The 15,856-nt window shown below is 46.7% G+C and carries 11 protein-coding genes; 8 read left to right on the top strand and 3 right to left on the bottom strand.

Annotation, left to right across the window (positions count from 1 at the left end):
• Positions 1-126: 126 nt before the first annotated feature.
• Complete coding sequence (locus tag BGK61_RS17940) at positions 127-1,749, bottom strand: methyl-accepting chemotaxis protein (RefSeq protein WP_014997233.1); 1,623 nt, start codon at positions 1,747-1,749, stop codon at positions 127-129.
• Positions 1,750-2,194: 445 nt separating this feature from the next.
• Between BGK61_RS17940 and putA the strand changes: the two genes are divergently transcribed.
• The gene (putA, locus tag BGK61_RS17930; protein WP_076026123.1) at positions 2,195-5,992 is read left to right on the top strand and encodes a bifunctional proline dehydrogenase/L-glutamate gamma-semialdehyde dehydrogenase PutA; all 3,798 of its coding nucleotides are present in this window, start codon (positions 2,195-2,197) and stop codon (positions 5,990-5,992) included.
• Positions 5,993-6,127: 135 nt separating this feature from the next.
• Here putA and BGK61_RS17925 read toward each other — a convergent pair whose 3' ends face one another.
• Entirely contained in the window at positions 6,128-6,832 is a 705-nt protein-coding gene (locus BGK61_RS17925; RefSeq protein ID WP_014997235.1) for a TIGR04211 family SH3 domain-containing protein, read from the bottom strand.
• A gap of 70 nt (positions 6,833-6,902) precedes the next feature.
• Between BGK61_RS17925 and BGK61_RS17920 the strand changes: the two genes are divergently transcribed.
• Positions 6,903-8,408: a CYTH domain-containing protein gene (locus BGK61_RS17920; RefSeq protein WP_044556728.1), complete on the top strand. Its 1,506-nt coding sequence runs from the start codon at positions 6,903-6,905 to the stop codon at positions 8,406-8,408.
• Positions 8,409-8,480: 72 nt separating this feature from the next.
• Positions 8,481-9,560 carry a helix-turn-helix domain-containing protein gene (locus BGK61_RS17915; protein ID WP_014997237.1) on the top strand — a complete coding sequence of 360 codons (1,080 nt, stop codon included), beginning with the start codon at positions 8,481-8,483 and terminating at the stop codon, positions 9,558-9,560.
• A 74-nt stretch (positions 9,561-9,634) separates the two neighbouring features.
• Here BGK61_RS17915 and mutH read toward each other — a convergent pair whose 3' ends face one another.
• Positions 9,635-10,312 (bottom strand): DNA mismatch repair endonuclease MutH, encoded by a 678-nt coding sequence (gene mutH / locus BGK61_RS17910; protein ID WP_014997238.1) that lies wholly within the window; start codon positions 10,310-10,312, stop codon positions 9,635-9,637.
• 113 nt (positions 10,313-10,425) lie between these two features.
• On the opposite strand from mutH, the gene rppH reads away from it, so the two are divergent.
• From rppH to BGK61_RS17885, 5 genes are all read left to right on the top strand, one after another.
• Positions 10,426-10,968 (top strand): RNA pyrophosphohydrolase, encoded by a 543-nt coding sequence (gene rppH, locus BGK61_RS17905; RefSeq protein WP_014997239.1) that lies wholly within the window; start codon positions 10,426-10,428, stop codon positions 10,966-10,968.
• A 123-nt stretch (positions 10,969-11,091) separates the two neighbouring features.
• On the top strand, positions 11,092-13,383 hold the full coding sequence (ptsP, locus tag BGK61_RS17900; RefSeq protein ID WP_076012423.1) for a phosphoenolpyruvate--protein phosphotransferase: 2,292 nt from the start codon (positions 11,092-11,094) through the stop codon (positions 13,381-13,383).
• 3 nt (positions 13,384-13,386) lie between these two features.
• On the top strand, positions 13,387-14,193 hold the full coding sequence (locus BGK61_RS17895) for a sulfite exporter TauE/SafE family protein (RefSeq protein ID WP_014997241.1): 807 nt from the start codon (positions 13,387-13,389) through the stop codon (positions 14,191-14,193).
• Between the two features lie 4 nt (positions 14,194-14,197).
• Entirely contained in the window at positions 14,198-15,010 is an 813-nt protein-coding gene (gene lgt, locus BGK61_RS17890; RefSeq protein WP_014997242.1) for a prolipoprotein diacylglyceryl transferase, read from the top strand.
• Between the two features lie 8 nt (positions 15,011-15,018).
• Positions 15,019-15,852 (top strand): thymidylate synthase, encoded by an 834-nt coding sequence (locus tag BGK61_RS17885; RefSeq protein WP_014997243.1) that lies wholly within the window; start codon positions 15,019-15,021, stop codon positions 15,850-15,852.
• Positions 15,853-15,856: the final 4 nt, after the last annotated feature.

Here is a 15,856-nt window from a genome sequence, read left to right as displayed (position 1 = left end):
TAAAAGGCATAACACAGCCGTATGCGCAGTGCAGTGGACAACACTAATATTAGCCTGCTTTCCGATGCTTTCGATACCTTTAAGGCTTTCAAGCAAGGTGCAGCAGGCCAACTATTGGATGAGAGTTTATAGCTTAAAGCGGTTCGCAATATCCATAATAGCCAGACAGCTTGTGCGTAGCGCCTGACTTGCAGCGGCTAATTCATCAGCCGTACGCAAGCTGCTATCAGCAGCACCAGATAGCGCATTTATACGCATATTGGCTTCTGTAGCAGCCTCTGCTTGCTGTTCCGTCGCCCGAGCTATTTCGCTACTCATATCGGCAATTTCGGTCATCAGGCGATCTGCTTCCTGCAAGTTTTGGTTCGCTTGTATGGCGTTATCGACGGTTTTAGTCGACGCCGCTTGGCTCACTTTTACTGCATCAACCGCGTTTTTGGCGTTGTTCTGCAGTTTTTCAATCATCGCCTGAATTTCATCGGTACTTTGCCCGGTACGGCTTGCTAGCGTGCGAACTTCATCAGCTACAACGGCGAACCCTCGTCCTTGCTCGCCCGCTCGCGCGGCTTCTATAGCAGCGTTAAGCGCAAGTAGGTTCGTTTGTTCGGCAATGCCGCGAATAACATCAAGTACCGCACCAATGCTTTCGGTCTGCGCAGCAAGTTCGGTCACTGCACTACTTACACTTTCAATATCCGAGGTTAAAGAGCGGATATCTTTTACTGTGCTGTCTACGACCGAGGCGCCGTGCTGCACGTTACCACGGGCACTGCTTGTACTTTTCTCTGCCGAGTCAGCATTATTGCTAACTTCATTTATCTGCGTGGTCATTTCTTCCATCGCAGCGGCAACCTGAAGCATGTTTTCATTTTGGGTCTGAGCTTGGGCGTTACTGTTCTTGCTCGACGTTTCTACCAGTTCGGCTTGTTGGGTTAGTGAGTTTATATTCTCACGGATACCCAATAGCGATTGGCGCATTTTTTCGGTGTACTCATTGAAGTAGCGAGCCAGACGAGTCACCTCATCCTGACCAGTTTCTGGCAGTGAGCGGGTTAGGTCACCTTCACCTTGTGAAATGTCCTTCATGCGCTCACTAACTTCTTGCACCGGTTTGACAATGCTTCCACCGATTACGTAAATAAGTAGCACGACTAAAATTACGCTTACCACGCAGAACACCACAATCAGGTTGCGTAGGTGAGAAAACTCCTGTTCTAGGTTTGTCAGGTAAATACCAGAACCTACCGTCCAACCCCATGGCTTGAACTCTTTTACATAAGAGATTTTATCCGTGGGTGACTCCTCGCCGGGCAGCGGCCATACATAGTCCACAAAGCCTTCACCTTTAGATTTTACCTTTTGCGCCATCTCGATAAAGAACGCTTTTCCATTTCCGTCTTTAAACGTTCTCAGGTCCTGTCCATCAAGCGCTGGCTTAATAGGGTGCATGACCATGGTTGGCGTTTGGTCTTGAATCCAAAAATAATTGCTGCCGTCATAACGCAGCGCTTTAACTGCGTCTAGCGCTTGTTGCTTGGCTGTTGCTTCATCTATATCAGTGCGTGCAGCAAAGCTGCTAAGCATAGTATGAACAACTTCAACAAGGTGCTGGTTTTCTTCATAAGACTTGTGCTTTAAAGCTTCATAATGCCTATTTAGAACAACGGCAGTAAGTAATACAAATAACAACGTAATAAGAGCAACTATGATGCCCAAACGTTGAATTAAACTGAATTTTCTTAACCACATCGGCAATTACCTATCTATTTATATTTTTGTTTTTTTATAGTGTAGACGGTTTTTTATTAACCGCTTTTTATTGCGATTAAAAATACACCATTTATCGAAGTGTTTTTCTACGACTTTAGAAGCAACAATACTTATGTCTAAGAAGCGAAAAATAATCTGATCTCAAGGGGATAAAAAATGTCATCTAACGCACTGAATACGTAGCTTGACAGAGAATCAAAAAAACTTTGCTGGTAGGGGCTTGGCAGGGGAATTTTGTGTGCTACCATCCGCGCAAATTTGGCGCTGTCGTGATCTTCATACAAAAGTATAAAGTTAAAAGAAGAACGACAGGTCAACGCAGGGTTTCGACTTTGCTTGTTTTTTAGCCGCTTCCATGTAACCGTGAGCAGTCTGACACGGCGGGAACGCTTTTTGTTACAGCTATTTCTATGAAAGGGTTGCAATGCTCATTAACGACACACTTCATACAACTTCACCCCTACGCCAGCGTATAAGAGACTACTATCGCATTAGTGAGTCGGTGGCTGTGGATCAAATCCTTCCTATTGCCGAGGTAAATCCACGTGCTCGAAGCCGTGCATGGGAACGCGCCCGAAAGATGGTGCTTCAAATCCGACGCGAACAAGAGGGGCACGGTGGTGTTGATGCACTATTAAACGAATACTCGCTGTCTACTGCAGAAGGTGTGGTATTGATGTGCTTGGCAGAAGCCTTGCTGCGTGTGCCTGACAAGGCCACTCAAGATGAGCTTATTCGTGACAAACTGTCTCAGGGTCAATGGACACCTCACCTGGGTAATTCAGAATCATTGTTCGTTAACGCATCTGCGTGGGGCTTGTTGTTCACGGGTAATATGGTGAACTATGCCGACAAGCGCAAGAAAGAACAGTTTGGCTTGTTAAAACAAACCCTGGGTCGCTTAGGTGAGCCTGTTATTCGCCGTGCTATGAATATTGCTATGCGGGTTATGGGTCGCCAGTTCGTTATGGGCGAAACCATTGAAGATGCCGTAGATCGCGCTAAAGAGAAAGAAACCAAAGGGTATGTGTATTCTTACGACATGCTAGGTGAAGGCGCACGCACTATGCGCGACGCTGATCGTTACTACGATGCATACGTGAAAGCCATTAAAGTTATTGGTAAAGCGGCTAACGGACGTGGACCTAAGCGTTCACCGGGCATCTCAGTTAAGCTGTCAGCTATTCACCCACGCTTTGAATTTTCGCATCGCGAACGCGCCATGGCCGACATTCCGCCGCGCTTAAAAGCGCTGTGTATGATGGCGAAAGAATACGATATTGGCTTAACGGTAGATGCGGAAGAAGCAGACCGTCTTGAGCTTTCTCTAGACATTATCGAAGCGGTTTTTCGTGATGAAGACCTAAGCGGCTGGACAGGCTTTGGCTTGGCTGTACAGGCATATCAAAAACGTGCAATTCACGTTATTGAATACTTACGTGAGCTTACCCTAGAAGTAGGCCGCCCGCTGATGGTGCGTTTAGTTAAAGGCGCCTATTGGGATACTGAGATTAAACTTACTCAGCAGGCAGGTCTTGAAGAGTTTCCTGTATTTACCCGTAAGTCGTCGACGGATGTGTCGTACCACGCGTGCGCTAACCGATTGCTTGAGTACCGCGACACTATTTACCCGCAGTTCGCTACACACAATGCTTACACGGCATCTGTTATTGTTGAACTTGCCGGTGACGACAAAGAAGGTTTTGAATTCCAGTGTCTACACGGAATGGGTGATACCCTTTACGACCAAGTGGTAACACAGGATAAGATTCAGTGCCGTGTATATGCACCTGTAGGTGAACACGAAGACCTATTGGCCTACCTGGTACGTCGTCTTCTTGAAAATGGCGCGAACTCGTCGTTCGTAAACGCTATCGTTGACGATGAAAAACCGGTTGAGTCTTTGCTTGAAGATCCGGTAGAGAAAACACAACGCTTAAAAGTACGTTACAACAAGCTGATTAAAACGCCACGTGGTTTATATGCCCCGGAGCGTGACAACTCGCGCGGACTGGATTTGACCGATACCAACGCGGTAACGGCGCTTAAACACGAATTAGAGCGCTGGCAGGATTACTACAAGTTTACTGGTGAAGTGCCAGAAGGTGCTACTCCGGTACTTAGTCCAACTAACCACAACGACGTGGTAGGTTATCACCATTACGCTACGCCTGATGACATGCGCAAGGCATTAGATGAAGCCGAAGCTGGATTTGAAGCATGGTCTAAACGCGACGTGAGTGAGCGCGCTGAAATCCTCAATCGTACCGCTGACGCACTAGAGCGTCACATGGCAGAGCTCATCGCTATTTGTATGCGTGAAGCGGGTAAAGTAGCGCAAGACAGCATTGATGAAGTGCGTGAAGCGGTAGATTTTTGTCGCTATTATGCCGCTCGTGCTGAAGAGCTGGCTGAAGATCAGCGCTTGCTTCCTCGTGGTGTTGTGCTGTGTATCAGCCCGTGGAATTTCCCGTTGGCAATCTTCTTAGGCCAAGTTGCCGCGGCACTGGTAACAGGTAACACTGTTATGGCTAAGCCTGCTGAACAAACCAGCATCATTGCACAGCGTGCGGTAGATATTATGCACTCTGTAGGTCTACCAGAAGATGCATTGAAACTTATCGTATCGCCGGGTAAAGAAGTTGGTGAAACGCTACTGCCTGATGAGCGTATTAAAGCGGTAATGTTCACTGGTTCAACGCAAACTGGTACGTTAATTTCTCAAGTGCTTGCAGAGCGTGGTGGTGAGCAGGTGCCGCTAATTGCAGAAACGGGCGGTCAAAACTGCATGATTGTTGACTCAACTGCACTGCCAGAGCAAGTCGTTGACGATGTGATCCACTCTGGTTTCCAAAGTGCCGGTCAGCGTTGTTCAGCACTTCGCGTATTGTACGTGCAAGAGGAAATTGCAGACGACCTTATCGACATGTTAATTGGTGCGATGAAAGAGCTGACAATTGGTGACCCGACACAGCTTGCTACCGATGTTGGTCCGGTAATAGATGAGAAGGCACTCAAGAGCCTGACTGACCATCAAAAATACATGGAAGACAAGGGGACGCTACTTTATCGCAATGAAATGCCTGCGGGCTTTGACAACGGTACTTTCTTCACACCAACGTTATATGAAATCAAAAACATTGATGTGCTTGAAAAAGAAGTGTTTGGCCCAGTGGTTCACATTGTTCGCTTTAAGTCGAAAGAGCTTGATAGCGTACTAGATCAAATTAATGGCACAGGTTACGGCCTGACCATGGGTATTCACTCACGCATCGAAGAGCGTGCGAACGAGCTTGCAGCGAAAAGTCGCGCAGGTAACGTTTACATCAACCGTAATATGATTGGTGCCATAGTTGGCGTTCAGCCGTTTGGTGGCCGAGGCCTTTCGGGCACAGGTCCAAAAGCGGGTGGTCCAAACTACTTGCCTCGTCTAATGATGGAGCGCGCCACACCTAAGCCTTCTCACATTGATGATGTAGACGGTACTGATGCAGCGCTAGTTGGCGATGAAAAAATTGCTGAGCGTGCGCACGTGATGATGGATAAGGCTAAAGCCGTAGAAGCCAAATGGCGTCATACGCCGTTGAATGACCGTATCTCTATGGTGCGTCAGCTTCTGGCGAAAATTGCGAAAGTTGATATTGTTGATGAGCTTGCCGATGACTTAAACCGCACACTTGCGACGGCACGTCAGCAGCTAACCAGCGTTGAACGTAAGCTTGCTAAGCCGCAAGTACTGCCTGGACCAACAGGTGAGTCGAACAAACTGTATCTAGAGCCGCGCGGTATCTTAGTATGTTTCGCCGATAAAGAAGTGACCTTCGAATACTGGTTGCTCTCTATTGTAACGGCACTATCAACGGGTAACCCGGTAGTATCAGTAGTGTCTGAAATTTTCTACGAAGAAGCAGTAGAAATTCAGAATAAGTTTGAATCGACAGGTGCACCAAAAGGATTATTCCAAGTAGCACGTCTTGCACACCTAGACACCTTGCTAATGGACGAAGACTTGTCGGGCGTAGTGGTAGATTCAGGTACTGATCGTACTGCGCGTATCACGGCAATGCTGTCATCACGCGAAGGAGCAATCTTACCGGTAATTACCGCTGAGTATAATGACAACCTTATTCAGCGATTGATGACGGAAAAAACCATCAGTATCGATACTACTGCCTCAGGTGGTAATACATCGTTGATGACGCTTGTTGAAGACGATGAGTAAGCAGTAAACCTAGGGTTTGTTCACTAACGTTGAGCAGACCCTAATGCTTAAAATCAAAATGTTAAATACAAAAATGGCCAGCTTTAAAGCTGGCCATTTTTTTATATCAAGCTAGAAAAAAACGGTGCGCTGGCGCTACATCCACTCGCTGTTTCTGCGCTTTCGTTTCGGAAGATAGGTCAGCATTACACCCAACAAAATACCTACACCCGCTACCATACCGCCGCGAGTAAACCAGGTCACAAGTTCATCTTTATTAGCGCTTTCTACCTTAGCGGTAAGACGCACAATTTCAGAGGCTTGTTCTTCGTTTGTGGTTGTTAGCTTTGATACTTGCTGGCGCGCATCGTTAAGCTGTTGGCGAAGTCTGGCGTTTTCTGACTGCGCAGCTTGTAAACCACTTTGGCTTTCAGCAAGCTTTTCACTGATGATAGGAAGCTGTTCTGCTTGAGACATCGTGTTAGACACAAAGCGGCTTTCAACCCAGCCTTCGCGACCTTCGTTGTCAGTAATTTGCGTGAATTCAGCATCGTTGTCGCGCGCAAGCACAGTAATAGGTGTGCCTGCTTCAATTGAACCCAGAATACGGTAGTTACGACCAGGTCCAGTATGCATAAAGATAAACAAGTCATCTCTAATGTAATGCGAAGAAGACGCTTCTAAATCAGCGGTATCTTGTAGCGAAAATGCTTGAAAAGAGCATGCAATAAGGGCTGCTGCTAACCACTTTCGAATCATATGAAGTCCAATTTTAGAATTTAAAACGTGAAGATGGTATTGGTTGACCGCGATAAAGGCAAGTTTGTTCCACTTTTGTCTAATTAAAGCATCTTGTTTCATGGCGCCAGCATTGCGAAAAGTAGGCGACAAAGGTAAGGTGTCAGCATCACAAGCTGTGCTTAGCGCAACCATGTCAGAAATAGAATTAAAATTTGTAACGGGTGACAACGCTCACCAAGCGTTTACGCAACGTGTTCTCCCACTTTTCGAAAAACACAGTATCCAGGTCAACTCTCATCGCGAAATGCGTTTAGAGAATGATTATTACGATACCGACAAACTCGATTTTCAGAACAATAAAATGGGGTTTAGGGTTCGAGGTAACAACGGCGAGTATGAGCAAACGCTAAAAACGAATGGTGTAGTGAGCGGTGGCCTACACAAGCGCATGGAATACAACGTCAGTCTTGATAATTCAAGGCCCGATCTTACGTTATTCGACGCCAGCGCCTGGCCGCAAGACTGGGATGTAGCGGCCAAAAATACTCGCTTATCGAAACAGTTTAGTACTCACTTCACGCGCAATGCCTATGTGGTCAGCGTTGGTGACAGTGTGGTTGAAATTGTGCTGGACTGCGGTGAAGCCAGTACAGACAAAGCCAGTTCGCCTATCAACGAAATCGAGCTAGAGCTGATGTCGGGGGATATCAACAGCTTATTTTCATTGGCGGTATTGATTAACGATAATATGCCAGTTCGACTTAGCGATGTATCGAAGGCAGCGCAGGGCTATCAATTACTCCACGGCTTTAACGCTAAAGTTAACCATCTGCCGGATTTTCTCGCGCTTGAAGATACCACCTCAACGGAAGAGGCGTTCTGCTTAGCAGTGCAAACTGCACTGGCGCATTGGCAGCATCACGAGCATGTGTTTTGCGAAAGCGGCTCAATAAAAATGCTGGCTGAAGTTGCTAAAAGCGTACGTCTGTTACTGCAAAGTGTGTCGCTTTATTTGCCAGTTCTGCAGTGCCCAGAGCTGCTCGCCTTGCATAAAAAGTTAGTTACCCACGCACAAAAGTGGGGCTGGCAGGACGACTTGCAAAGTTTGCGTTACTTACTGTCTAAAAAAAGCATGTTTAATAAAACCTTGAGTAAGCACCCAGCGGTAGTGAGTTACCTTCAAGGAAGACAAGCAGGTTTAATGCAGGCTCATCAGCCTGAAAAGCTGTTTTTCGACAATGACGCAACAGACATTAAGCTACATGCCATAAGCCTTATCCAGAACAAGCCGTGGCAGAAGGTTGCGACGGGTTTTGACCACCCGGTGCTTGACCACGCAAAAGGTTGGTTGTCGCAAGGGTGGCAAACCGTGCAGCAAAGTATGCCTTTGAGCAAAACCATGGGGCCTGCGAATTACAGTGCTGTTGAAATCATGCTTAGACAAACCTTATGGAGCGGGTTTCTGCTTGGCGACTTATTCGTTGAGGAGCGAGGCAACTTTCGCGCACCGTGGTTAGACTTGCTCACTGGGATTGATGAGTTGAACGCACTTCTTATGTTAAAACAGTCAATTGATGATGCCGATGTAGACTCTCATGAAGAGGTGCGTAAGTGGACGTCAGAAAAACTTAGTACGTTAATTCGCATTATGGAGCGCACGCGTACGGTGGCCATGCAACGTGATATTTACTGGTAATTGCCCTTTACATGCGGTTTCTGCGAACGCGCATGGTAAAGGCAGATCGAATCTCAGGGATGGAGGGCGCTGATGACCTCAGCCATATATGACTATTTTCTTTACGCGCTGATAGGTATTTACATCATCGGTTTCGCGCGTTTATTCGTTCAAAAGGTTAATCTGAGCAGTTCGCGCTGGCTTACCGCGGCATTTTTGTGCTGGCCTTTATTTATGTTGGATGAATGGCTTCGTATGGCAAATGCCACAGGCCTGGCCGATATTTACGGATTATCAGAAGTGTTTGCTGTTATTGCTGTGACGTGTTGTTACCGTGCCATAAAGCCCATGCTATTAGCTTACCCTACAGCAAGAAAGCGTTTGTGGTGGCCAGTGCTTGTTACCGGTGTTTTTCAATTCGCGATTCTCCTTATTCCCGTGGACGACAAACAGCAATGGCTATCCTCGTCACCGCATGGACAACCACTCCTGTTGTGGCCTGCCTACATTGCATCGCTGCTAACCGGTTTTAGCGTGTTGCTTATAGGTATTCTTATCACCGAACATATTCAAATGTATCACAGGCATCTGCCAGAGCAGGCTGTAGATATCAAAAACCTTAGAATGCCCAGACTTGCCGGAGTAATGGGCAGTTTAGTGGGCGTTTCGTTTATGAGTATTCTACTTGTTACTGCCGCCACATTCGGTTTTTTCCCCGTGCCATTTTGGGAAGGGTTTCATCATTTAATGATGGGAGCGGCCATTTTAATTGTGCTGTTTTCGTTAACTTTTATACGCCGTACATCACCTTCGCCGCTTGATTATGAGCGTTTAGACAAAGGCAAGGCAACGCCCTATGAAATTAGCAGTATTATTTCTAAAGCAGAACGCTACACCATTGAATCAAAGGCGTATAAAACGCGCTTCCTAACCCTGAGCGAATTTTGCAAAGGGGCGGATATTGATCCCACCTCGCTTGCGATAGCTCTTCAACTCACTGAAAAGAAAAACTTCAGGCGGTTTATTTTTCATTATCGCTTAGAGTACGCCAAGAACGTACTGCTTCGAAGTGACGCTAAGCTTGAAGCGGTTGCCAAACGAATAGGCATAAATTCAGAAAAATTTTTAAGTGAATATTTAGTGAAGCACTTAAATTCCCCGTCTGCTAGATGATCATCCCCTGGCGTTTCTGGGGCACTGCTTGTGAATTACCTAGGTACTATTTTAGGCACTTCTTGGGCGCTTGGCTAACCGCCAAAAGCATTTAACAGTATTTGATGGGTAAAGGTTTTGCGCAGATAAAAGCCGCGGGGGCGGGTTTTAATGCGCTGTCCTTCGGGGCCTAACGCATCGGTGAGCACTTTTCCATTTGCCGCCTTTGGGCGGATGTGTAGCGCCTCACCTTGGCGGGATGTGATGGATTCTACTTGTCCAGTTGCGATTTGCTCGACCAACTCCTCCCAATCCCGTCTTAGCAAGGTATCTTCGCTTTCATTTGGGCGCCAATAAAACCCAGTGGCAACCCGCCGTTCAGCCAGTGGAATGGCTCTGTCACCTTCAATAGGCAGCCACAACACCTGTTGTAGTTTGTTACGTACATTTGAAGTCTCCCACGTAATGCCAGGCGTCATCAAAAGCGGAGCAAAACACACATAGGTGGTTTCTAAGGGCGAAAAATTAGCGTCGATGGGGATAGTTTTAAGCTCAATGCCAAGTTCAGGAAAGTCTTGTTGAGGCTTTGAACCCGCACTGGCGCCAAGCCACTTTTCTATCAACATACCTGGCCACCCTTTATGACGCTGTAAATTAGCCGGAATGGCAACATTTGCCATTTCTGCCAACTCTCCAAGTGTAAGGCCTGCAATCGCATGACAACGGGCTATAAGGCTATCAGGAGAGGATGGTGGTGACGCTGGTGGTTGCATAAATACGGTTTATTTCCTGTTTGAAAAGCGAGTGCGAACATTAAGACTATGATTGGAGCATAGTTTGTGGAAGAATGAAAACATATAACAGTATAGTGTGCCCGGGAGTCTATGTGATAGATGCCGATGGATTCCGTGCGAATGTGGGCATAGTGATTTGCAACAAAATGGGTCAAGTATTTTGGGCAAGACGTTATGGTCAACATTCATGGCAGTTCCCTCAAGGCGGAATTGATGAAGGGGAATCTGCTGAACAAGCTATGTACCGCGAGCTTCACGAAGAAGTAGGGCTGACACCGAAAGATGTCACTATTTTAAGTGTTACCCGTAACTGGCTTAGATATAAGCTGCCAAAACGATTAATTCGACAAGGCAGTAACCCTGTTTGTATAGGGCAAAAACAAAAATGGTTCTTGTTGCAACTCGATTGCAACGAGCGAGACGTTAATGTACTTAAAACAGGTCATCCTGAATTTGATGACTGGAGGTGGGTCAGTTACTGGTATCCCATAAGAAACGTTGTATCGTTTAAGCGCGATGTCTACAGACGAGTAATGAAGGAATTCTCACCTGTAGTTATGTCAGCGCAGCATCGGCCTCAGCCGCGCCAGAATGCCACGCCACACAAACGTGGCAAAAAACGCAGGCGTGGATAAGCGTATGCAAAACAGAGGTACGCAAAAAAGGGGTGTGCAATATTGCGGTGTGCGGAGTAAGCAGCGAGTAATCTGCGAGTAAAAAAGGAAAAACCGGTGAGCCCTCAAAGCCAGCAAGGAACAATGTTAACCACGTTAAAACGTATCGTGCAGGAAATGAATCAAATTCCTGCTCTTGATACGGCGTTGTTTAGGCTAGCCTCACGGGTTAAACACACCTTGGATGTGGACTCATGCTCTATTTATCTTGCCGATTACGACACTCAAGAGTTTATTCTTAAAGCCACTGACGGTCTGCATCCAGATGCGGTAGAGCAAGTGCGCATTGGCTTCTCTGAAGGGCTTATCGGCCTTGTAGGCCAACGAGAAGAACCTCTCAACATCGTTAACGCCCATAGTCACCCTCGTTTCAAACATTATCCTGAAGTACAGGAAGAGAACTACAACGCCTTTTTGGGAACGCCAATTATTAATCAAAGGCGTGTGCTTGGTGTTATTACCCTTCAGCAATCACAGATGCGCCGCTTCAGTGAAGACGAAGAGGCGTTTCTAGTTACCCTTGCCGCCCAATTGGCGTTAGAAATAACCAATGCTGATATTCGCGGTGCGTTAACCCTATCAAGCTCTAATGATAATACTGCACGTCAGAAAAACGTGCGTGGTATCGCTGGTTCTCCTGGCCTCGCCATAGGTAAAGGGGTGTCGCCCGACAAATCAATTAACCTTAAAAACTGGGTTATAAAGCGCACTAACTCCCCTCAGGATCAAATTCAACTTTACCGTAAAGGCGTTGAAGTCACGCGGGGCCACGTCGACGCGCTATCGAAGCGGCTAGACGATGGTATTCCCGATGACGTTAAATCTATATTTCAGCTGTATCATCATCTGCTAGATGCCAACAGCCTTGGGCGCGAAGTAGAAGAAAAGATTCGCCAAGGTTGGGACGCTGCGTCGTCGTTGAAGATGGTTGTGGAAGGCTATGCCGCGCGCTTTCAAGCCATGGACGACCCTTACATGCAAGAGCGAGCCATTGATATTGTCGACTTGTCTGACCGTATCCTTGCCAACATCTTGTATGAAGCTAATGGCAAGAAAGTTACCGAGAAAACCATAACCGAAGCCAGTATTCTTGTTGCCGAAGAAGTATCAGCGCCTATGCTTGCCGAGTTCCCGAAGGGAATGCTTAAGGGCATCATCTCTATTCGTGGCTCGAATAACTCGCATGCGGCAATATTAGCAAGAGCCATGGGCGTGCCGGCAGTAATGGGCTGTCAAAACGTAACGCCAGCGCTGCTTGAAGACAAAGAGATTTTACTTGATGGGTATTCAGGTGAAGTTATTGTCTCGCCCGAGCGCAACATCAAGTCCGAGTTCATACAGCTTATTGAAGAAGAGTCGGCCATTGCAGAGAAAATTGACGCAGAGGCTGACAAACCGTGCGAAAGTGTTGATGGCTGTAGAATGTCATTATATATCAACGCGGGGCTTTCAGCTGAAGTAGAGCTAAACGCTGAGCAAATTGGCGCGGGTGTCGGGCTTTATCGCACGGAAATTCCGTTTATGCTGCGCGAGCGTTTTCCTTCAGAGCAAGAGCAAGTAAAGCTGTACCGCCAAGTACTTGAAGCAGCGCCAGAACTACCAATTACTATGCGTACTCTCGACGTAGGAGGCGATAAGCCACTACCGTATTTCCCGATTAATGAAGAAAACCCATTTTTGGGCTGGCGAGGAATACGCCTTACCCTTGATCATCCAGAAATTTTCTTGGTTCAGGTTCGCGCCATGCTTCGTGCCAGTGTTGGCTTAAGCAATTTGCAAATTATGCTGCCTATGATTTCCACCGTATCAGAGGTTCAGGAATCTAAGCGGTTAATTAATCAGGCGTTTTACGAAATTTCTGATGAAATTGCAGAGTCAGGCGAAACACTGCATAAACCTAAATTAGGGATCATGCTAGAAGTCCCTTCGGTACTTTATCAATTACCTCAACTGGCTAAACACGTTGATTTCTTTTCTGTTGGTAGCAACGACTTAACTCAGTATCTGTTAGCCGTTGATAGAAACAATACGCGGGTGGCAGGTCTCTACAATAGCTATCATCCGGCTGTATTAGGGGCGCTTTACGATGTGGTTCAAAAAGCCAATCAAAATCAGGTGCCCGTGACTATCTGTGGTGAAATTGCGGGTGAGCCTGCGGGTGCGTTACTGTTGATGGGAATGGGCTATCGCCGATTAAGCATGAACGGGTTCAACTTGAGGAAAATAAACTGGCTGATTCGAAAAGTGACGTTGGATGAATGTAAGCAATTACTGTCATTGGCACTTACCTCTGTTAGCCAAGAAGAAGTCTTTGTGCATTTGAATCAATATCTTGAAACCAAGGGCCTGGGAGGCCTAATCCGAGCAGGTGCTTAGGGAATGGATCCATTAGTTGTAATCATTGTCAGCTGCCTAGTTTTAGGCTCTGTTGTTGGTATTCTTGCAGGCATGTTAGGCATTGGCGGTGGGCTTATTATTGTTCCTGCTTTGTCGTACTTGCTTATACACTTTATGGGAATGACCACTGAAACGGTGATGCCCGTCGCCATTGCTACCTCTTTATCTACTATTATTTTCACCGGCATGGCATCGGCATTTGCCCATTATAAGCTGGGCAACATTCAGCGGTATGTTGTGTTTTACACGGGTGTAGGTATTGCGCTTGGCGCAATCGTTGGAGCTCAGGTAGCTAGCCATATCTCTGGTGAATTGCTAAAAGATGTCTTCGCTGTACTCGTTATACTTATCGCCCTGCAAATGATTTTCGGAAAGCAAAAAGCATCAGAGAATGAAGCCTCTAAAGGTACGCTTGCTGCTGTTGGTGGGGGAGCTGGCCTACTCAGTGCGCTTATGGGTATTGGAGGAGGCGCATTACTAGTACCTGCATTAGTATGGTTTCGTGTTAATGTACGCGCGGCAATTGGCTGTGCCGCCTTTTGTGGGCTCATTATTGCCGTTTTTGGAACGGCGAGTTTTGTTGTTGCTGGTTACAATGCGATAGACGTACCAGAACACAGTTTGGGTTATGTGTATTTGCCCGCTACAGCTGGTATTGTTGCCACTTCTATGTTTACCGCAAACATAGGAGCGAAGCTTGGGCAGCGAGTAAACGTACGTGTGTTAAAAGCGATGTTGGCATGCTTACTTGTTTTGGTAAGTATTAGAATGATTTTAGGAATTGAATAAAGTAATGGAACAGAGCAGTTATCTGGTATTTCCCAGTATCGACCCCGTTATCTTCAGTGTCGGTCCGTTAAGTGTACGCTGGTACGGCCTAATGTATTTGGTGGGCTTTATCGCCGCCTATTTGTTAGCGCAAAAGCGTCTTTCACAAACTAACTGGAGCCGTGAGCAATTAAGCGACTTGCTATTCTGGAGCTTTGTAGGCGTGATTTTGGGGGGACGCATTGGCTATGTATTTTTCTACCAGTTTGGCATGTTCCTCGATGACCCCTTGTACCTATTCAAGATTTGGGCTGGCGGAATGTCATTCCACGGTGGGCTATTAGGGGTATTAGCAGCCTTATTCTGGCGCGCCAAATGTATGAACACGACCTTCCTTCGACTCGGGGACTTCGTTGCCCCGTTAGTGCCCATCGGTCTGGGGGCAGGGCGAATAGGTAACTTCTTAAACGCCGAACTTTGGGGGCGTAGCACTGATGTGCCTTGGGCGGTCATCTTCCCTAACGCGGGTAATATTCCTCGCCACCCGTCTCAGCTTTACGAGTTTGCCCTTGAAGGGGTACTGCTCTTCATAATTCTGTGGCTTTACTCTGCCAAAAAGCGTCCAGTAGGGGCGGTCAGCGGCCTGTTCTTACTTGGTTACGGCACCTTCCGATTTATCGTAGAATACTTCAGGGAACCCGATGCACATATTGGCTTATATCAAATGGGACTAAGCCAAGGGCAACTTCTTTGTTTACCTATGATTGCTTTAGGAATAGGATTAATAGTCCGTGCGTATATGCGCGGAAAAGACCATGTTGAACAGCAAAAAATATAAGAATAACGATGAAAGAATATCTCGCTCTAATGCGCCATGTACGTGATACGGGTGTGAAAAAGGAAGATCGAACTGGTACAGGTACGTTAAGTGTATTCGGCTATCAGATGCGTTTTAATCTACAGGAAGGTTTCCCCTTGGTGACAACAAAGAAGTGTCACCTTAAGTCTATCATTCACGAGTTACTTTGGTTTCTTAAAGGCGAAACGAACATCGCGTATTTGAAAGAGCACGGTGTGAGCATTTGGGATGAATGGGCTACAGATGAAGGCGAATTAGGGCCAGTTTACGGTCACCAATGGCGTAGCTGGGACCGCGGTGATGGCACATCGGTGGACCAAATTGCCGAGGTAGTTGAGCAAATCAAAAACAACCCAGACTCCCGTCGTCTTATTGTTAGCGGCTGGAATCCTGCAGTATTACCAGATACGAATTATTCTCCAAAAGAAAATGCGGCTATGGGTAAACAGGCGTTGCCGCCTTGCCATACGCTTTTCCAGTTTTATGTTTTAGACGGCAAACTTAGCTGTCAGCTTTATCAACGTAGCGGTGATATTTTCTTAGGCGTGCCATTTAACATCGCAAGCTACGCCTTGCTAACAATGATGATGGCGCAAGTGTGCGACCTTGAACCGGGTGATTTTATCCATACGCTAGGTGATGCTCACCTCTACTCAAATCATCTTGAACAGGTAGAGTTGCAGCTTAGTCGTGAACCGTTTGAGCGTCCAACCATGGAAATTAACCCAGAAGTTAAGGATATTTTCGGGTTTTCCTTCGACGACTTTACGCTTAAAAACTATCAGTCACACCCACACATTAAAGCCCCTGTCGCCATTTAAGGAG

Source organism: Alteromonas abrolhosensis (assembly GCF_001953635.1).
Lineage (GTDB): Bacteria > Pseudomonadota > Gammaproteobacteria > Enterobacterales > Alteromonadaceae > Alteromonas > Alteromonas abrolhosensis.
Note: the sequence above shows the minus strand (reverse complement) of the source record. Positions and strands in the feature narration are given on the sequence as shown.